The following is a 19,902-nucleotide window of genomic DNA, read 5'->3' as shown; positions in this document are numbered from 1 at the left end:
GATCCTCCTGGGACGGCTACGGAACGGGCGGGGCAGTTGCTCTGACCATAAGTCAGATGGTGGTGGCGAGCCTGTGGATGGCGGTCAGCGGGATCGGCAGCCAGCTGGGCCGGTGCCGGGCCTCGTAGACCACCTCGTAGACCGCCTTGTCGATCTCCAGGGCCCGCAGCAGCTCCGGGCAGGCCGCCGGATCGGTGCCGCCGGCCGCCGTGTAGCCGGCGCAGTAGGCGGTCCGGTTGCGGGCCGCCCAGCTGGCCGCCAGATGGGCCAACTGGGGGTCCGGCTGCGGTGCGCCGGCCAGCAGGTGGGCGGCCGCGTAGTCGAAGGAGCGCAGCATCGCCGCCACGTCCCGCAGGGCCGGCTGCGGCAGCCGCCGCTCGGCCACCGACTTGGCCGGCTCGCCCTCGAAGTCCAGCAGCACCCAGCCGTGCGGGGTGCGCATCGCCTGGCCCAGGTGCAGGTCGCCGTGGATCCGCTGGACCATCAGGCCGGTCAGGTGGTCCGCCGTCAGTTGCTGGAAGGCGGCGTGCAGGGCCGGCCGGTAGCGCCGCAGCGCGGGCACCGCGGCGGCGGCCACGTCCAGCCGCTCGGCCATCCCGGTGGCCAGCCGCCCGGTCTGCTCGCGGTCCAGCCGGGCCACCGGCAGGGCGCGGGCCAGCACCCGGTGCACCTCGGCGGTGGCCCGGCCGAGCCGGTGCGCCTCCACCGCGAAGTTGCCGGGGCTGGGGTCGCCCTTGAGCCGGGCCACCTGGTCCAGGGCCAGCTCCCAGCCGTCCTCCGCGTCCGGTAGGAACCGCTGCAGCAGGCCCAGGGTGGCCGGCTCGGACCCGGCCATCCGGCTCTCGAACCAGGCCGCCACCCGGGGGATCCGGGTGCTGCCGGCCCGGGAGAGCGCCAGCGAGAGCTCCAGGTCGGGGTTGGTGCCGGGGCTGATCCGGCGGAACAGCTTGAGGATGAACGCGGTGCCGAAGATCACCGAGGTGTTGGACTGCTCGGCGGTGCCGGCCCGGCCCAGCAGGTCGCTCGGCAGGCCGGGGCCGGGGGTGCGGCGGAACGCCAGCGGACCGAACCGGTCGGCGGTGGCCAGGTGGGCGAGCAGCCGGCCGGTCAGCTCCGGGTCGTGCACCGCGTCGTAGAGCGCCGCGCCGTCGTACGGGCCGTGGGTCAGGCTGCCGAGCGAGGCCTCGGGCAGCAGGTCGGCCGGTGCCTCGGCCCGCAGGCCGAGCAGCAGCTGGTAGAGGTCGGACTGCTCGCCGTGCTCCACCCGGAGCAGCAGGTGCAGCATCGCCGGGTCGCCGGTGACCAGCGGGGTCGCGGTGACCGGGCGCAGGCCGGTGATCGCCTGGCCCTTGCCGGCGTACCAGCGCTGGCCGGGCAGCCAGTCGGCGATCATCGGCAGCGCGGCCTCCACCAGCTCGCCGACCGCCAGGGAGGTGCTGCCGCGCGGTCTGTCGGTGTGCCCGGAATGCCCGCCGGCGCCGCGGCCCGCGCCGCCGGCACCGTGTGGACCGCCCGCGCCGCCCTGGCCGCGGGGCGCGGTTCCCGCGTCGCGGTGGGCGTGGGCTTGAGAACGGGAGATTTCCGACATGACTCCCTTTCCCCGGAAGCAGGCTGACGGCCCGGTGGATCAGGCCGGGCCCGCCAGTCTTCCGGATTTCGGCGGCGCTGCGGCGGCGGCACGCGAGTCGGGCTCGGGTGTCACGCCTGAGGGGTAGGCGTTGGGCTGTTCTCCGTACGGGGTGGCGCGCGGTGGACCGGGGCGCAGCTGCCTCGCGCCGCGCGCCCCCGGGGTCGCTGGATCGTTACTGCGCCACGGGCCGGCGCAGCTGGAACCAGTAGAAGCCGTGCCCGGCCAGGGTGAGCAGGTACGGCCACTCGCCGATCGACGGGAACCGCACCCCGCCGATCAGCTCGACCGGGTAGCGCCCGCCGTACTGCCGCAGGTCCAGCTCAGTGGGCTGGGGGAAGCGGGAGAAGTTGTTGACGCACATCACCAGGTCACCCTCGTACTCCCGGACGAACGCCAGAACGGCCGGGTTGCTGGACGGGAGTTCGGTGTAACTGCCGAGCCCGAAGGCCGGGTTGAGCTTGCGGATCTCGATCATGCGCCGGGTCCAGTGCAGCAGCGAGGACGAACTGCTCTGCTGCGCCTCGACGTTGGTCACCTGGTATCCGTAGACCGGATCCATGATGGGCGGCAGACTGAGCCTGCCCGGGTCGGCGGAGGAGAAACCCGCGTTGCGGTCGGGCGTCCACTGCATCGGCGTGCGCACGCCGTCGCGATCCCCCAGCCAGATGTTGTCGCCCATGCCGATCTCGTCGCCGTAGTAGAGCACCGGGGAGCCGGGCAGCGACAGCAGCAGTGCGGTGAACAGCTCGGTCTGGTTGCGGTCGTTCTCCAGCAGCGGGGCGAGCCGGCGGCGGATGCCCACGTTGGCCCGCATCCGCGGGTCCTTGGCGTACTCCGCGTACATGTAGTCGCGCTCCTCGTCGGTGACCATCTCCAGGGTCAGCTCGTCGTGGTTGCGCAGGAAGATGCCCCACTGGCAGCCGTGCGGGATGGCCGGCGTCTTGGCGAGGATTTCCGACACCGGGTAGCGGGACTCCCGGCGCACCGCCATGAAGATCCGCGGCATCACCGGGAAGTGGAAGGCCATGTGGCACTCGTCGCCGCCGGAGGTGAAGTCGCCGAAGTAGTCGACGACGTCTTCCGGCCACTGGTTGGCCTCGGCCAGCAGCACGGTGTCCGGGTAGTCGGCGTCGATCTCCTTGCGGACCCGCTTGAGGAACTCGTGGGTCTCCGGCAGGTTCTCGCAGTTGGTCCCTCGCGGGCGAACAGGTACGGCACCGCGTCCAGCCGGAAGCCGTCGATGCCCAGGTCCAGCCAGAACCGCAGGGCCGCCATGATCTCGTCCTGGACCCGCGGGTTGTCGTAGTTGAGGTCCGGCTGGTGGGAGAAGAACCGGTGCCAGAAGTACTGCTTGCGGACCGGGTCGTAGGTCCAGTTGGAGGTCTCGGTGTCGACGAAGATGATCCGCGCGTCCGGGTACTGCTTGTCGTCGTCGGCCCACATGTAGAAGTCGCCGTACGGGCCGTCAGGGTCGTTGCGGGAGGCCTGGAACCACGGGTGCTGGTCACTGGTGTGGTTCATCACGAAGTCGATGATCACCCGCATGCCGCGCTTGTGCGCCGCGTCCACGAACTCCACGAAGTCGGCCAGGTCGCCGAACTCGGGGAGCACCGCCGTGTAGTCGGCCACGTCGTAGCCGCCGTCGCGCAGCGGGGACGCGAAGAACGGCGGGAGCCAGAGGCAGTCCACACCCAGCCACTGGAGGTAGTCGAGCTTGGTGGTGAGCCCCTTGAGGTCACCCACACCGTCGCCGTTGCTGTCCTGGAAGGACCGCACCAGCACCTCGTAGAAGACCGCACGCTTGAACCACTCCGGGTCCAGGTCCTTCTGCTCGGTGTCCGCGAAGGTGTCGGGGACGGGCTCGTTCACAATCACAGGGAGATCCTCCGAACGGTGAGGAGGTGGGCCGGCGACGCTGAGGGGTCGAGCCGGACGTAGTTGTGGCGGTGCCAGGTGTACTGCTCGCCGCTCAGCTCGTCGGTGACGGCGAACGGACCGTCACTCGGAAGGGTGACGGTGGCCTCCTGCGGGTGCCACGGGTCGAGGTTGACCACGACGATGACCTCGTCCTCGCCGGTGCGCTTGGTGTAGGCGATCACCTGGTCGTTGTCGGTGGGCAGGAAGGCGAGGTTGCGCAGTTCCTGGAGCGCCGGGTGGGCCCGGCGCAGCTCGTTGAGCCGGGTGAGCAGCGGGGCCAGGGTGTCGGTGCGGGTCCAGTCGCGCGGGCGCAGCTGGTACTTCTCCGAGTCCAGGTACTCCTCGGTGTCCGGGCCGGCCGGTACGCACTCGGCGTGCTCGAAGCCCGCGTAGACGCCCCAGCTGGGGGAGAGGGTGGCGGCCAGCACCGCGCGGACCGCGAACGCGGCGGGGCCGGTGTGCTGCAGGTGCCGGGGCAGGATGTCCGGGGTGTTGGCGAAGAAGTTGGGCCGCATGTAGGCGGCCGCCGCACCGGACAGCTCGGTGAGGTACTCGGTGAGTTCGTGCTTGCTGTTGCGCCAGGTGAAGTAGGTGTAGGACTGCTGGAAGCCGATCTTCGCCAGGGTGTGCATCATGGCGGGGCGGGTGAAGGCCTCGGCCAGGAAGATGATGTCGGGGTCGGTGCGGTTGATCTCGCCGAGCACCTTCTCCCAGAAGTGGACGGGCTTGGTGTGCGGGTTGTCGACCCGGAAGATCCGCACGCCGTGGCCCATCCAGTGGCGCAGCAGCTTGAGCGTCTCGCGCACCAGGCCGTCGAAGTCCTGGTCGAAGTTGATGGGGTAGATGTCCTGGTACTTCTTGGGCGGGTTCTCGGCGTAGGCGATGGTGCCGTCGATGCGGTGGCTGAACCATTCGGGGTGCTTGTTGACCCAGGGGTGGTCGGGTGAGGCCTGGAGGGCGAAGTCCAGGGCGATCTCCAGGCCGAGTTCACCGGCGCGGGCGACGAAGGCGTCGAAGTCCTCGATGGTGCCCAGGTCCGGGTGGATCGCGTCGTGGCCGCCCTCGGGGGAGCCGATCGCCCACGGCGAGCCGACGTCGTCGGGGCCCGGGGTCAGGGTGTTGTTGGGGCCCTTGCGGTAGGCCTGCCCGATCGGGTGGATCGGCGGCAGGTAGACCACGTCGAAGCCCATCGCGGCGATCGCCGGCAACCGCTCGGCAGCCGTCCGGAACGTCCCGGACCTCGGCGGGTTCAGGGTGGCACCCTCGGAACGGGGAAAGAACTCGTACCACGACCCGTACAGCGCCCGCCGCCGCTCCACCTGCAGCGGCAGCGGCGCCGAGGAGGTCACCAGCTCCCGCAGCGGGTGGCGGGCCAGCACGGCGGTCACCTCGGGAGTCAGCGCGGCGGCCAACCGGGTGAGCGGCGGGCGGGACGGATCGCGCAGCGCGGTGACCGCGCGCAGCACCAGCGGGCGCCCGTCCCGCTTGGGCACCTCGGCGGCGGCCCGCTCGAGCAGCAGCGCGCCCTCCTCCAGGATCAGTCCGACGTCCTGCCCGGCCGGGATCTTGATGGCGGCCGCGTGCCGCCAGGTGGCCACCGGATCGCTCCAGGCCTCCACGGTGTAGCTCCACCGGCCCTCGGCCGTCGGCGTGACCTCGGCGCCCCAGCGGTCGGTGCCGGGTGCCAGCTCCCGCATCGCAACCCTCAGCCCGCCGCGGCCCTTGGGATCGCGCAGCAGCACATTGGCGCCCACCGCGTCATGGCCCTCGCGGAACACCGTCGCGGTGACCAGGAAGGTCTCGCCGACCACCGCGCGGGCCGGGCGTCGGCCGCCGTCCACCACGGGGGCGACGTCGAGCACGGGGATCCGACCGATCATCGGGTCGCTCTCCTTGGTCTTCGTCCGGGGCGCGGCCGTGCGCTTCCTGGCAGTGGCGGGCTTGGCGCCACTGGGGGTGGCGGGCTTGGCACCGCCGGACTGCGCGGGCGTCTCGGCCGTTCGGGTGGCGCGGCGCCGCAGCGGGGTGGGAGCCGGTACCGCTATGGCCGGAATCGATACCGAAGGCAGGGCGGATGACTCCAATCCTTCGGACACCAGTGCGGACTGATTCCGTGTATCGCCGTGCATGCCGAGACTCCTGCCCGAGATCGGCGGCAGTCCCGGGGCGTCAGGGCGCCGGGGAGTGCCGGAGGACTTCTGGGTGGGGGGACAGAGGAGCGACCGGTGCCTGCCCGTACCGCCGTGTCCGGGGTATGGCCGACAGCTGTTTTTGCTGCTGGCGGCGCCCACGGGGCCCGGGACGGTGAGACGGCGCACGTCCCGGCGCGCGGCCTCGTGGCACGCCCGGTAGGGCGATTCCGACCCACCCGCGGAAACGACCGGGGTAGGGGTGAGGACACGCGACGACCCACCAGGGAGTACTCCGGTGAGCCGAGTGGGCTAACGGACGGTCAGGGAAGGCAACGGAGACGCGGAGGACCGGCCGAGCCGCACGGGAATCGCCACCCATGCCGACCCTGCGAGCGCGGCCTGTGCACATCCTCGCACTGTTCGTAGCTCTTACCACTCGGTATGAGGCCAGCGCGGTGGTGCGGGGGAGCAGTTCGGCCAATCGCCTCAACCCCCGGGTGGCGGAAAACCGCGCCCGGCGTGCGCCTTGCGGGGCAAGTGCGCCGTGTGCGCCCCAGGGAGCTTCGACTGCGCCGGACGTGATCTGTTCAATCGCCCGAATGGGTAGCAGCTACGGGAGTTGACGCCACATCAGCCACCCCCGGCGGTCTACGCTTCGAGCCGTGAAGGCCATCCGCAGATTCACCGTCCGTACCGTCCTGCCCGAGCAGCTCCAGCCGTTGCACGAGCTCGCGCTCAACCTGCGCTGGTCCTGGCATCCGGAGACCCGGGAGCTGTTCCGCGCGGTCGATCCGGGAGTTTGGGAGGCCGTCGGCGAGGACCCGGTCCGCCTGCTCGGCGAGGTGCCGGCCCGCCGGCTCGCCGCACTGGCCTGCGACCGCCGCTTCCTGCGCCGCCTCGGCGACCTCACCGACGACCTGGCCGACTACCTGGGCGCGCCGCGCTGGTACCAGTCGGCCCCGGGCGCCGAGGCGCTGCCGGCCGCCATCGCCTACTTCTCGCCGGAGTACGGCATCGCCGCCGCGCTGCCGCAGTACTCCGGCGGCCTGGGCATCCTGGCCGGCGACCACCTCAAGGCCGCCAGCGACCTCGGGGTGCCGCTGATCGGGGTCGGGCTGTTCTACCGGCACGGCTACTTCCGCCAGTCGCTCAGCCGGGACGGCTGGCAGCAGGAGCGCTACCCGGTGCTCGACCCGGAGGAGCTGGCCGTCACCCTGCTGCGCGAGGCCGACGGCACCCCGGCCCGGGTCGAGCTGGCGCTGCCCGCCGGGCGGCGGCTCGCCGCGCAGATCTGGCGGGCCCAGGTCGGGCGGGTGCCGCTGCTGCTGCTCGACTCCGACGTGGCGGCCAACGCGGCCGGCGAACGGGACGTCACCGACCGGCTGTACGGCGGCGGCAGCGAGCACCGGCTGCTCCAGGAGATGCTGCTGGGCATCGGCGGGGTGCGCGCGGTGCGGGCGTTCTGCCGGATCACCGGGCACCCCGCGCCCGAGGTCTTCCACACCAACGAGGGCCACGCCGGATTCCTGGGCGTCGAGCGGATCCGCGAGCTGGTGGCAGACGACCGCGGGCACGACTTCGGCGCCGCGCTGGAGGCGGTGCGGGCCGGCACCCTGTTCACCACCCACACCCCGGTGCCCGCCGGCATCGACCGCTTCGAGGCCGAGCTGGTGGCCCGTCACTTCAGCGGCGACGCGGCGCTGCGCGGGGTGCCGGTGGAGCGGGTGCTGGCGCTCGGCCTGGAGAACTGGCCGGGCGGCGACCCCAAGCTGTTCAACATGGCCGCCATGGGCCTGCGGCTGGCCCAGCGGGCGAACGGCGTCTCCACTCTGCACGGCGCGGTCAGCCGCGGCATGTTCGGAGCCCTCTGGCCCGGCTTCGACCCAGCCGAGGTGCCGATCACCTCGGTCACCAACGGGGTGCACGCGCCCACCTGGATGGACCCGGCGGTGGTCCGCCTCGGTGCCGCCCGGATCGGCGCCGACCAGGCCGAGGCGGCGATGACGGCCGGCGAGGCCGGGCCGTGGAGCGCCGTGGAGCACATCGACGACAGCGAGATCTGGGAGGTCCGGGGCAGGCTGCGGGCCCAGCTGGTCGAGGAGGCCCGGCGGCGGCTGCGCGCTTCCTGGCGGGCCCGAGGCGCCGGCGAGGCCGAACTGGGCTGGACCGGCGCGGTACTCGATCCGGAGGTGCTCACCATCGGCTTCGCCCGCCGGGTGCCCTCCTACAAGCGGCTCACCCTGATGCTCCGGGACCAGGAGCGGCTGCGCTCGCTGCTGCTGCACCCGACCCGCCCGGTGCAGATCGTGGTGGCCGGCAAGGCGCACCCGGCCGACGACGGCGGCAAGCGGCTGATCCAGCAGCTGGTGGCGTTCGCCGGCGACCCGGCGGTGCGGCACCGGATCGTCTTCCTGCCCGACTACGACATGGCGATGGCCACCCGCCTCTACCCGGGCTGCGACGTCTGGCTGAACAACCCGCTGCGCCCGCTGGAGGCCTGCGGCACCTCGGGGATGAAGGCGGCGCTCAACGGCTGCCTCAACCTCTCGGTGCTGGACGGCTGGTGGGACGAGTGGTACGACGGGCGCAACGGCTGGGCGATCCCCACCGCCGACGCCGCGGGGATCGACGAGGACCAGCGCGACGACATCGAGGCCGCGGCGCTCTACGACCTGATCGAGCACCAGGTGGCGGCCCGCTACTACGAGCGCGGGCCGGACGGGCTGCCGCACCGCTGGATCGCCATGGTCCGGCACACCCTGGCCACCCTGGGCCCCAAGGTGCCGGCCGGCCGGATGGTCCGGGAGTACGTGGAGCGGCTCTACGCCCCGGCGGCGCAGGCCCAGCGCCGGCTGGACGGCCCGGGCGCCCGGCAACTGGCCGACTGGAAGGCGCGGATCCGCCAGGCCTGGCCCCAGGTCGCCGTCGGCCCGGTGGACGCGGCGGTCGCCGAGGCCGCCGAGCTCGGCACCGCGCTGGCCCTCAAGGTGCAGGTGACCCTGGGCACCCTGACCGCCGAGGACGTCGAGGTGCAGGTGGTCTCCGGCACGGTCGACGAACAGGACCGCCTCCGCGAGGTCGACCTGGGCACCCTCAAGCCGGCCGGCGGCCCCGACCTGACCGGCTGCCAGCGCTACGAGGGCACCCTGGAGCTCAACCGCACCGGCCCGTTCGGCTACACGGTCCGCGTCCTCCCCTCCCACCCGCTGCTCGCCGCCTCGGCCGAACTGGGCCTGGTGGCACTGCCGGTGGAGTCGGCGGGCATGGACGCGGGGGTGCTGCGCTAGCGGGCCCGCCAAGCAGGTGCGCGGGACGTCGGGTGGGCCGACTTCCCGCGCACCGCGGCTCAGACCAGGCTCTCCCGCCAGGCCGAGTGCAGCTGGGCGAAGCGGCCGGTGCCGGCGATCAGGGCGGCCGGGGTGCCGTCCTCGACGATCCGGCCGCGGTCCATGACCAGGACGCGGTCGGCGATCTCCACGGTGGAGAGCCGGTGGGCGATGATCACGGCGGTGCGGCCGGCGAGGACGGTGCGCATGGCGTGCTGGACGGCCTGTTCGCCGGGGATGTCCAGGGAGCTGGTGGCCTCGTCGAGGATCAGGACGGCGGGGTCGGCGAGCAATGCGCGGGCGAAGGCGACCAGTTGGCGCTGGCCGGCGGAGATCCGGCCGCCGCGCTTGCGGACGTCGGTGTCGTAGCCGTCGGGCAGGGCGGTGATGAAGTCGTGGGCGCCGATCTCCCGGGCGGCCTGCTCGATCTCGGCGCGGGTGGCGTCCGGGCGGCCGATCGCGATGTTCTCCGCGACGGTGCCGGAGAACAGGAAGGACTCCTGGGTCACCATCACCACGCCGCGCCGCAGCTCCTCGGTGGCGAGGTCGCGCAGGTCCACGCCGTCCAGGGCGATCCGGCCGGCGGACGGGTCGTAGAACCGGGCCAGCAGCTTGGCCAGGGTGGACTTGCCGGCGCCGGTGGCGCCGACCACCGCCGTGGTGCTGCCGGCCGACAGGGTCAGGTCGAAGACCGGCAGCACCTCGGTGCCGTCCCGGTAGCCGAACGAGACCCGGTCGAAGGCCACCGTGCGGCCCTTGCCGGTGCCGGCCGGCAGCCGGTGCGCGGTGGCGGGCGGCGCCACCGAGGGCTGGTGGGCCAGCAGACCGGCGATCTTCTCCAGGGCCGCGACCGCCGCCTGATAGCTGTTCAGGAACATCGCCAGCTGGTCGATCGGGTCGTAGAGCCGGCGCAGGTAGAGCACGAAGCCGGTGAGCACCCCGATCTCCAGGCTGCGGTCGGTCACCAGGTAGGCGCCGGCCAGCACCACCGCGGTGATCCACACATTGGCGGTGGCCCGGGAGAAGCCGACGTAGCGGGCCATCTCCAGCAGGCCGCCGGCGTTGGACCGGGTGTACGCCTGGTTGGACTCGGCGAAGGCGGCCAGGTTGGCGTCCTCGCGGCGGAACGCCTGCACCGGGCGGATGCCGTTCATGGTCTCGGTGAAGCGCACGATCACCGAGGCGACCGCGGTCCGCCCGGTCCGGTAGACCCGGGTGCTGCGCCGCCGGAACATCCGCACCAGCAGCCCCATCGGCACCACGGAGGCCAGCGCCAGCAGCCCGAGCCGCCAGTCCATCACCAGCAGCAGCGCCCCGATGTAGCAGACCGAGATGGCCACCGAGAGCAGCTCCTGCAGGCCCTCGTTGAGCAGCTCGCGCAGGGTGTCCACATCGCTGGTGGCCCGGGAGATGATCCGCCCGGAGGTGTAGCGCTCGTGGAAGTCCAGGCCGAGCGCCTGGGCGTGCCGGAAGATCCGGGTGCGCAGCTGGAGCAGGATGTCCTGGTTGATCAGCCCGGTGAGCCGGATGAAGGCACGCTGCAGCACGGTGCTCAGCAGCGCGCAGCCCAGGTAGCCGGCGATGATCGCGACCAGCGGACCGGAGTCGTGCCGGCGCAGCGCCGGGATGCCCTGGTCGATGGCGTACGCGACCAGCAGCGGCCCGGACTGCAGCGCGGCCTGCTGCACCAGGATCAGCACGGCGGCCAGCACCACCCGGCCGCGCTGCGGGCCCAGCAGCGAGCGCAGCAGCCTCGCCGGGGCGCCGGGCGGGACCGGGATCTCCTCGTCGGTGACGGGGGCGGGGGCTTCCAGCACCGCCATCAGGCCACGCTCCCTTCCAGCGCACCGCTCATCAGCGCGCGGTACTCGGGGCACCGCGCCAACAGCTCGGGGTGGGTGCCGACGTCGAGGATCCGGCCGTCGGCCAGCACCGCGACCCGGTCGGCCAGCAGCACCGTGCTCGGCCGGTGTGCCACCACCAGGGCGGTGCTGTCGGCCAGCACTTCGCGCAGCGCGGCCTCCACCAGCGCCTCGGTGCGCACGTCCAGCGCGGACAGCGGGTCGTCGAGCACCAGGAACGGCGGGCCGCCGACCACCGCCCGGGCCAGCGCCAGGCGCTGCCGCTGGCCGCCGGACAGGCTCAGGCCCTGCTCGCCGACCTCGGTGTCGACGCCGTCGGGCAGGTCGGTGACGAAGTCGGCCTGCGCCACGGCCAGCGCCTTCTCCAGCGCCGCGTCGGTCGCCTCCGGGGCGCCCATCAGCACGTTCTCCCGGACGGTGGCGGAGAACAGGATCGGGTCCTCGAAGGCCACCGCGACCAGCGAGCGCAGCTCGGCCGGCTCCAGCGCGGCGGTGTCCCGGCCGTCCAGCGTGATGCTGCCGGCGGTGGGCTCGTAGAGCCGGGGCAGCAGCGCGGTCAGCGTGGTCTTGCCGCTGCCGGTCGCGCCGACCAGGGCCATGGTCTCGCCGCGCCGGATGTGCAGGTCGATGCCGCGCAGCAGGTCGGGGGTGCCGTCGGGGGCGTCGGGGTAGCGGAACCGCACGTCGCGCAGCCGGATGCCGTCGCCGGTGGCGGGGCCGGCGGTGCCGTGCGTCAACGGGGGCTCGGGGGCGTCCAGCACCTCGAAGAGCCGGTCGGTGGCGGTGCCGGCCTCGTTGCTGTAGGCCAGCAGCCAGCCCATCGACTCCACCGGCCAGCGCAGCGCCAGCGCGGTGGAGAGGAAGGCGACCAGGGCGCCGGTGCTCAGCTGGTCGTGCGCGACCAGCACCGCGCCGACCGCCAGTGCGGAGCCGAGCGCCAGTTCGGGCAGCAGCACGATCACCGCCCACAGGTCGGCCAGCAGCCGGGTCTTGTGCAGCTCGGTGCCGCGCAGCCGCTCGGCGCGCTCGGCGAACTGCCGGGCCATGGTGCGGTGCCGGCCGAACGACTTGAGGATCCGGATGCCCAGCACCGACTCCTCCAGCACGGTGGCCAGGTCGCCGTTCTGGTCCTGGGCGGTGCGGGCGGCCAGCGAGTACTTGGACTCGAACCGGGTGCAGAACAGCATCAGCGGCACCGAGGGTGCCAGCGCGATCAGTCCGAGCCGCCAGTCCAGGACCAGCATGACCACCGAACCGACCAGGAACGTCAGCGAGTTGACGATCAGGAAGATGAACCCGAAGGCCAGGAAGAGCCGCAGGGTGTACATGTCCGAGGTGGCCCGGGAGAGCAGCTGCCCGGAGGCCCAGCGGTCGTGGAACGCCACCGGCAGCCGCTGCAGCTTGGCGTACAGGTCACCGCGCATCGCCGCCTCGACCCGGGCCAGCGGGCGGGCGACCAGGATCCGGCGCAGTCCGAACAGGCCGGCCTCGGCCAGCCCCAGCACCAGCAGTAGCCCGACCAGCGGCCAGAGCGCGCCGGTGTCGCGGTGGGCGATCGGGCCGTCCACGATCCGGCCGAGCACCAGCGGGGTGACCAGCACCGCACCGGAGGCCAGCAGGGCGGCCAGTACGGCTCCGGCCAGGTACCAGCGGATCGGGTACGCGTAGGCGCGGAGTCTCAGCAGCGAGCGCACCGTGGACCTGGTGGGTTCGGGGGTGGGCGGCTGCGGCAAGGGAGCGGGGTTCTCTGCCATCCTTCGGAGGGTAGGCCGCACCCGTACCTGTTCTCATCAGGTTTTCCGGTCAGGACTGCGGCAACCGGAGCAGACGGAGCAGTCGGAGTGAGCGCGGCGCCAGCGGTCCGCCGACGGTTCCGCCGGTGGCTCCGGCGGTGGGTGCGGCGGTGTCGAGGAGCAGTTCGAACGGCCCGCGCGGCGGCAGCGTGAACTCCACCGGGCGGGCACTGCCGTTGAGCAGCAGCAGGAAGCTGTCATCGGTCAACGGGCAGCCGTGCCGGTCGCGTTCGGACATCGCGCCGCCGTTCAGCAGCATCCCGAGCACGGCGGTCGGGGCGGGCCAGTCGGCCGGCGTCATCTCGTTGCCGCGGGCGGTGTACCAGGTCAGGTCGGGCAGTTGGCCGGGCAGCGGGGCCAGGCCGGAGAAGAAGGCCCGCTGGCGCAGCACCGGGTGCCGGCGGCGCAGCCGGATCAGCCGGGCGGTCAGCTCCCGCAGCGACTGCCAGCGCGGCTCGTCCAGCAGGCTCCAGTCCACCCAACTGACCTCGTTGTCCTGGCAGTAGGCGTTGTTGTTGCCGCCCTGGGTGCGGCCCATCTCGTCGCCCGCGGTGAGCATCGGCACCCCGGTGGAGAGCAGCAGGGTGGCCAGCAGGTTGCGGATCTGGCGGTCCCGCAGCTCGATGACCGCGGGGTCGTCGGTCTCGCCCTCGGCGCCGCAGTTCCAGGAGCGGTTGTCGTCGGTGCCGTCCCGGTTGTCCTCGCCGTTGGCCTGGTTGTGCTTGGCGTTGTAGGAGACCAGGTCGCGCAGCGTGAAACCGTCGTGCGCGGTGACGTAGTTGACCGAGGCGTAGGGGCGCCGGCCGCCGAGCTGGTAGAGGTCGGAGGAGCCGGAGAGCCGGTAGCCGAGCTCGGCGACGTCGGCCCGGGCGCCGCGCCAGAAGTCCCGCACGCCGTCGCGGTACTTGTCGTTCCATTCGGCCCACAGCGGTGGGAAGTTGCCGACCTGGTAGCCGCCCGGGCCGAGGTCCCACGGCTCGGCGATCAGCTTGACCCGGCTGAGCAGCGGGTCCTGGGAGATCGCGGCGAGCAGCGGGTGGTGCATGTCGACCCCGTCGCTGCCGCGGGTCAGGGCGGCGGCCAGGTCGAACCGGAAGCCGTCCACGCCCATCTCGGCGGCCCAGTAGCGCAGCGAGTCGGTGATCAGGCGCACGGCCTGCGGCTGCCGGGTGTCCAGGGTGTTGCCGCAGCCGGTGTAGTCGGTGTAGCCGCGGCGGCCGCGGCCCAGCCGGTAGTAGCCGGCGTTGTCGATGCCGCGCAGCGACAGCGTCGGGCCCTGCTCGCCGCCCTCGGCGGTGTGGTTGTAGACCACGTCGAGGATCACCTCGATGCCGGCCGCGTGCAGGGCCCGCACCATCCGCTTGAACTCGCCGACCTGCTGGCCGCGGGTGCCGGAGGCGGAGTAGCCGCCGTGCGGGGCGAACCAGGCGATCGAGTTGTAGCCCCAGTAGTTGGCCAGCCCGCGCCCGCGCAGGAAGTCCTCGTCGGCGAACTGGTGCACCGGCAGCAGCTCGACCGCGGTGACGCCCAGCGAGACCAGGTGCTCGATCGCCGCCGGGTGGCCCAACCCGGCGTAGCTGCCGCGCAGTTCGGGCGGCACCCCGGGGTGGCGGCGGGTGAAGCCGGCCACGTGCAGCTCGTAGATGACGGTCTCGGCCCACGGGGTCTTGGGGCGGTGGTCGTCCGCCCAGTCGTCATCGTCGTGCACCACCACCGAGCGGGCGGTGTACGGCGCCGAGTCGCGATTGTCGCGCACCGTGTCCGCGGCCTGCGGTTCGGGCCAGTCGCGCACCGAGCCGCAGCAGGCGGCGTGGCCGGTGAAGACCCCGTCGACGGCTCTGGCGTACGGATCGAGCAGCAGCTTGGCCGGGTTCCAGCGGGCGCCGGTCCACGGGTCCCAGCGGCCGTGCACCCGGTAGCCGTAGCGGGTGCCGGGGCCCACCCCGGGCAGGTAGCCGTGCCAGGTCTGGAAGGTCTGCTCGGGCAGCGGGTGCCGGGTCTCGGCGCCGTCCTCGTCGAACACGCAGAGCTCGACCGCTTCGGCGCCGGGCGCCCAGAGCGCGAAGTTGGTGCCGCCCCTGCCGTCGGTGCCGGGCCGGTAGCAGGCGCCGAGCGGTTGCCAGCTGCCCGGCCACGGGGCGGCGGGGGGCAGGTGCGCCGGCGCCGGGCGCGACGCCTCCTGAGGTGCCGTCATGAGCCGTGCCCTTCCGAGCCGAGGGTTCTGTTACCGGCAGATGTCCGCCGAGTGGAATCGTTCCCTCGTGTACCAGCGGGAATCCGGCTGACACGCAGCGGACTGGCCGCTTTCCGATCGGTGATCTTCGGCCCGCGGGCCGCCGCCCTCCTGCCGGGGATTCACTCATGCAGCGCAGTTATCCTGGCGCTCGCGCGCGCCCGGACGCTGAGGCGCGAACCCACGGACGTGAACGGGAGGGGCCACCTAGTGGACCCGGTGCAGGCGGCAGCCGCCGCGAGAGGAAGCAGCCAGGTCAGGGCCGGGTACCGGCGAACGGCCGCCGCGCTGCTGGCGGGCGGGGTGCTGGTGCTGGCCACCGCCTGCGGCCCGGACGACACCTCCAAGGCGGACGGCTCCGGCGGGCCGGCGGCGTCGGCGTCCCCGAAGCTCTCGGCGGCGGTGCTGAGCGTCAGCCCCAAGGACGGCACCGACGACGTGGCGCCCAGCGGCGCGGTCAAGGTCTCGGTGGCCGACGGCAAGCTGACCCAGGTCACGGTGGCCGACAAGGGCGGCAACAAGGTGGCGGGCGCGATCGCGGCGGACGGCTCCTCCTGGACGCCGTCCGGTCCGCTGGCGGTCGGCATGCTCTACAAGGTGAACGCCCAGGCGGTGGACGCGGCCGGCCTGCAGTCCGCGCTGGACAGCAGCTTCACCACGCTCACCCCCGCCAAGACCGTCGCGGTGAACGACAACGTCACCACCGGCACCACGTACGGCGTCGGGATGATCGTCTCGGTGAACTTCAGCAAGGCCGTCAGCCACAAGGACGACGTCCTCAAGGGCATCACCTTCGAGGCCTCGGACGGCACCCAGGTGAAGGGCCACTGGTTCAGTTCCCGCCGGCTGGACTTCCGGCCCGAGCAGTACTGGAAGTCCGGCACCAATGTGAAGATCCACTTCCGGCTGGCCGGCACCGAGGTGGCCACGGGCGTCTACGGCCCCAAGAACAGCGACGAGGCGTTCACGGTCGGCCGCTCGCAGATCTCCACCGTCGACGCCTCCAGTGACAAGATGACCGTCAGCCGGGACGGCCAGGTGGTGCAGACCATCCCGATCACCGCGGGCAACGACCAGAACCCGTCCTGGAACGGCACCATGACGATCGAGGAGAAGGACCGGGTCACCAGGATGAACTCGGCCACCGTCTCCAACGTGGTCGGCGCCGAGTACGACGTGCCGGACGTGCCGCACGCGATGCGGCTGACCGACTCCGGCACCTATGTGCACGGCAACTACTGGGGCAACGCCTTCGGCGTCTCCAACGCCAGCCACGGCTGCGTCGGCCTGCAGGACGGCAAGGGCGGCGACGACAACTCGGTGGCCGGCAAGTTCTACAACTCGTCGCTGATCGGCGACGTGGTGATCATCAAGAACTCCAAGGGCAGGACGGTGAGCGGCAGCAACGGCCTGAGCGGCTGGACGATGCCGTGGAGCAGCTGGTAGTCCGGCGCATGGCGCAACCCGCGGCCCGTGCCACCTCGTTCACATGTACGGGCCGCGGGGCATTCTGTCTGGTGTCACAGCCGAGGCCAGGGTTCGCGCGGGAACCGGGCGGCAGCGGGGCTGCGTGTAGAAGCCGGGGATCGAGTGATGGGGAGTAGTGGAATGCGTTCGATACGCGTGGGCGCGGCACTGGCGGTCGGCGGCACGCTGCTGCTGGCCACTGCTTGCGGCAGTAGCAGCCCCAAGGGCGGCGGCACCCCGGCACCCGTTCCGCCGGGCGGCGGCAAGGGCGGTGCGGCGAGCTCGCCGTCGCCGACCGCGTCCAGCGCGGTGCTGGACCTCGAGCCCAAGGACGGCACCCAGGACGCCGCGCCGACCGCCCTCAAGGTCGGGGTTGCCAATGGCAAGCTGACCCAGGTGACGGTGACCGACAAGAGCGGCGCCGCGGTCCAGGGCAGCATCTCCGCGGACGGCACCGACTGGGTGCCGGCCACCGCGCTCTCGGTCTCCGACACCTACCAGGTGAAGGCCTCGGCCACCGACGACAAGGGCGTCGCCACCACGGCGTCCAGCTCGTTCACCACGCTCACCCCGTCGAAGATCTCGCGCAGCCAGGACAACGTGGTCACCGGGTCCACCTACGGCGTCGGCATGATCGTCTCGGTCGACTTCGGCATGCCGATCAAGAACCAGAAGGCGGCCGAGGCCGGGATCACCTTCGAGGCCTCCGACGGCCAGCAGGTGAAGGGCCACTGGATGGGCAACCAGCGCCTGGACCTGCGCCCGCAGACCTTCTGGAAGCCCGGCACCACCGTCAAGGTCCACTTCCGGCTGAAGAACGTCGAGGTCTCGCCGGGCGTCTACGGCAACTCCGACCGCGACGAGTCGTTCACCATCGGCCGCTCCCAGGTCTCCACGGTGGACGCCGCCAAGCACACCATGACCGTGCAGACCGACGGCCAGCCCGACCAGAGCATCCCGATCAGTTCCGGCTCCGACGAGCACCCCACCTACAACGGCACCATGGTGATCGAGGCCAAGGAGGGCACCGCCCACATGACCTCCGCCTCGGTGCCCGGCCTCAAGCCCGGCGAGTACGACCTGCAGGTGCCGCACTCGGCGCGGCTGACCGACTCCGGCACCTACGTGCACGGCAACAACTGGTCCTCGCACGACACCTTCGGCTCGGAGAACGTCAGCCACGGCTGCATCGGCCTGGAGGACGACCCCGGCAACCAGGGCGGCCCGAACACCCCCGCCGCGAAGTTCTACGACTCCTCGCTGGTTGGAGATGTCGTGAAGGTCGTCAACTCCAAGGGCGCCCAGGTTGCCCCGGACAACGGCCTGAGCGGCTGGAACATGGACTGGAGCGCTTGGTAGGCCGCCCGGCTTGTTCCAGTCATATGCCAACTGAATAGTGATCCTTTGGTCATTGTCCGTACGCGGGCGGGTGCGAACCGCGATGATGGTGGGCATGGCGGGATGGGGCGAAGTCGATCAGTCATCACATCTCGGGCTCAGTCTGACGGCTGACGCCCCACCGGTACCCGAGCGGTCCTCGCTGGCCGCCCTGGAGCGGCTCTCCGCATGGGAGTTGGAGCGGGCCGTGCTGCCCCGGCTGCGCGACCCGGCGGGCGCCGAGGAGGTGCGGCTGCCGGCCCGGGGCGAGTCGGCGCCGCTGGCCCGGCGGCTGGTGCTCTCGGTGCTGCAGTCCTGGGGCCTGCACCAGCTGCTGGAGATCGGCGAGTTACTCACCGCCGAGCTGGTGGCCAATGCCGTGCGGCACACCGGCGGGCGGACCATCGGCCTGAAACTCCAGCGTCGGCCCGGCTGGCTGAAGGTGGAGGTCCGCGACTCCTCGCGGGCGCTGCCCTGCCTGATCGTCGCCGAGCCCAGCCTGACCGAGTACGGCCGCGGCCTCACCGTGGTGGACGCCCTGGCCGACCGCTGGGGCGCCGACCTGCTGCCGCGCGGCAAGGGCGTCTGGTTCGAACTCAAGGTCCGCGAACGGGCCTGAGAACGCGCCAGGGGCCCGCGCCGTCACCACGGCACGGGCCCCCGATGAGTGATCAGCACTCGATGACGTTGACCGCCAGGCCGCCGCGGCTGGTCTCCTTGTACTTGACCTTCATGTCGGCGCCGGTCTCCTTCATGGTCTTGATCGCCTTGTCGAGGGAGACGTGGTGCCGGCCGTCGCCGCGCAGTGCCATCCGGGCGGCGGTGACGGCCTTGACCGAGGCCATGCCGTTGCGCTCGATGCAGGGGATCTGGACCAGGCCGCCGACCGGGTCGCAGGTGAGGCCGAGGTTGTGCTCGATGCCGATCTCGGCGGCGTTCTCCACCTGCTCGGGGGAGCCGCCGAGCACCTCGGCCAGGCCGCCGGCCGCCATCGAGCAGGCCGAGCCGACCTCGCCCTGGCAGCCCACCTCGGCGCCGGAGATGGAGGCGTTCTCCTTGAAGAGCATGCCGATCGCACCGGCCGCCAGCAGGAACCGGACGATGCCCTCGTCATCGGCGCCCGGTACGAAGTTCTGGTAGTAGTGCAGGACGGCCGGGATGATGCCGGCCGCGCCGTTGGTGGGCGCGGTCACCACCCGCTGGCCGGAGGCGTTCTCCTCGTTGACCGCCATCGCGTAGAGGGTCACCCACTCCATCGCGTTGGCCGGGCCGATGCCCTCCGCGCGCAGCGCCCGGGCCCCGGCGGCGGCGCGGCGGCGCACCTTGAGGCCGCCCGGCAGGATGCCCTCGCGGGACATGCCGGCCGACACGCACTCCTTCATCACCGACCAGATCTCCAGCAGGCCGGCCCGGATCTCCTCCTCGGAGCGCCAGGCCTTCTCGTTCTCCAGCATCAGGCCGGAGATCGACAGGCCGGTCTCCCGGGTCAGCCGGAGCAGCTCCTCGCCGGTGCGGAACGGGTAGCGCAGCTGGGTGTCGTCCGGGACCACCCGGTCGGCGCCGATCGCGTCCTCGTCCACCACGAAGCCGCCGCCGACCGAGTAGTAGGTCTTGGTGAGCAGCTCGGCGCCGGCCGCGTCGTGGGCCACCAGGGTCATGCCGTTGGCGTGGTACGGCAGCGACTTGCGGCGGTGCAGCACCACCTGGAGGTCGGGGTCGAAGTCGATCAGGTGGACACCGAGCAGCGCGATCCGCTTGGTCTCCTTGATCCGCTCCACGTCGAGGTCGGCCTTGGCGACGTCCACGGTGCGCGGGGACTTGCCCTCCAGGCCGAGCAGCACCGCCTTGGGGGTGCCGTGGCCGTGGCCGGTGGCGCCGAGCGAACCGAACAGCTCGGCCTTGACCGAGGCGACCTGGTCCAGCAGGTCCTCGGAGCGCAGCCGGCGGGCGAACATCCGGGCGGCCCGCATCGGGCCGACGGTGTGCGAACTGGAGGGGCCGATACCGATGGAGAAGAGGTCGAAGACGCTGATGGCCACGGGGGACGTCCTTGTCTGGTCTCGTGGACCGGAAGGAAAGCGGGGGACTGCATGGTGCGGGGCACCGGCTCACGTTCCAGTGTGCGCGGTGCCCCGGGGGAACGGACCGGACCGACGGGAGTGACG

10 protein-coding genes and 1 pseudogene are annotated in these 19,902 nt (G+C 72.1%); 4 read left to right on the top strand and 7 right to left on the bottom strand.

Annotation, left to right across the window (positions count from 1 at the left end; translation table 11 throughout):
* Positions 1-52 precede the first annotated feature (52 nt).
* The 3 genes and pseudogenes from E6W39_RS15615 to E6W39_RS15605 form a co-directional block, all read right to left on the bottom strand.
* On the bottom strand, positions 53-1,588 hold the full coding sequence (locus tag E6W39_RS15615; protein WP_181799285.1) for a maltokinase N-terminal cap-like domain-containing protein: 1,536 nt from the start codon (positions 1,586-1,588) through the stop codon (positions 53-55).
* 214 nt (positions 1,589-1,802) lie between these two features.
* Positions 1,803-3,505, bottom strand: a pseudogene (treS, locus tag E6W39_RS15610) (maltose alpha-D-glucosyltransferase).
* A complete protein-coding gene (locus E6W39_RS15605) occupies positions 3,502-5,427 on the bottom strand; it encodes an alpha-1,4-glucan--maltose-1-phosphate maltosyltransferase (RefSeq protein ID WP_181799284.1) in 1,926 nt (641 codons plus the stop codon). Before E6W39_RS15605 ends, treS begins: the two are co-directional and overlap by 4 nt.
* Before the next feature lie 914 nt (positions 5,428-6,341).
* On the opposite strand from E6W39_RS15605, the gene glgP reads away from it, so the two are divergent.
* Entirely contained in the window at positions 6,342-8,966 is a 2,625-nt protein-coding gene (gene glgP / locus E6W39_RS15600) for an alpha-glucan family phosphorylase (RefSeq protein ID WP_141634043.1), read from the top strand.
* A 59-nt stretch (positions 8,967-9,025) separates the two neighbouring features.
* On the opposite strand, the gene E6W39_RS15595 is transcribed toward glgP, so the two are convergent.
* The 3 genes from E6W39_RS15595 to glgX are packed head-to-tail and all read right to left on the bottom strand — an operon-like array spanning position 9,026 to position 14,854.
* Positions 9,026-10,828, bottom strand: a complete 1,803-nt coding sequence (locus tag E6W39_RS15595) for an ABC transporter ATP-binding protein (protein ID WP_141634042.1) — start codon at positions 10,826-10,828, stop codon at positions 9,026-9,028.
* Positions 10,828-12,621, bottom strand: a complete 1,794-nt coding sequence (locus E6W39_RS15590) for an ABC transporter ATP-binding protein (RefSeq protein WP_141634041.1) — start codon at positions 12,619-12,621, stop codon at positions 10,828-10,830. The genes E6W39_RS15595 and E6W39_RS15590 overlap by 1 nt, the downstream gene beginning before the upstream one ends.
* A 49-nt stretch (positions 12,622-12,670) precedes the next feature.
* Positions 12,671-14,854, bottom strand: coding sequence for a glycogen debranching protein GlgX (gene glgX / locus E6W39_RS15585; protein WP_141634040.1), 2,184 nt, complete (start codon positions 14,852-14,854; stop codon positions 12,671-12,673).
* 249 nt (positions 14,855-15,103) lie between these two features.
* Here glgX and E6W39_RS15580 point away from each other — a divergent pair, with 249 nt between their 5' ends.
* From E6W39_RS15580 to E6W39_RS15570, 3 genes are all read left to right on the top strand, one after another.
* Positions 15,104-16,339 (top strand): L,D-transpeptidase family protein, encoded by a 1,236-nt coding sequence (locus tag E6W39_RS15580; protein ID WP_141634039.1) that lies wholly within the window; start codon positions 15,104-15,106, stop codon positions 16,337-16,339.
* Between the two features lie 162 nt (positions 16,340-16,501).
* Positions 16,502-17,719, top strand: coding sequence for a L,D-transpeptidase (locus E6W39_RS15575; RefSeq protein ID WP_228718173.1), 1,218 nt, complete (start codon positions 16,502-16,504; stop codon positions 17,717-17,719).
* Positions 17,720-17,801: 82 nt separating this feature from the next.
* Positions 17,802-18,356 carry an ATP-binding protein gene (locus tag E6W39_RS15570; RefSeq protein ID WP_141637760.1) on the top strand — a complete coding sequence of 185 codons (555 nt, stop codon included), beginning with the start codon at positions 17,802-17,804 and terminating at the stop codon, positions 18,354-18,356.
* 52 nt (positions 18,357-18,408) lie between these two features.
* On the opposite strand, the gene E6W39_RS15565 is transcribed toward E6W39_RS15570, so the two are convergent.
* Positions 18,409-19,776, bottom strand: coding sequence for an L-serine ammonia-lyase (locus tag E6W39_RS15565; RefSeq protein ID WP_141634037.1), 1,368 nt, complete (start codon positions 19,774-19,776; stop codon positions 18,409-18,411).
* Positions 19,777-19,902: the final 126 nt, after the last annotated feature.

This window comes from Kitasatospora acidiphila (genome assembly GCF_006636205.1).
GTDB lineage: Bacteria > Actinomycetota > Actinomycetes > Streptomycetales > Streptomycetaceae > Kitasatospora > Kitasatospora acidiphila.
Note: the sequence above shows the minus strand (reverse complement) of the source record. Positions and strands in the feature narration are given on the sequence as shown.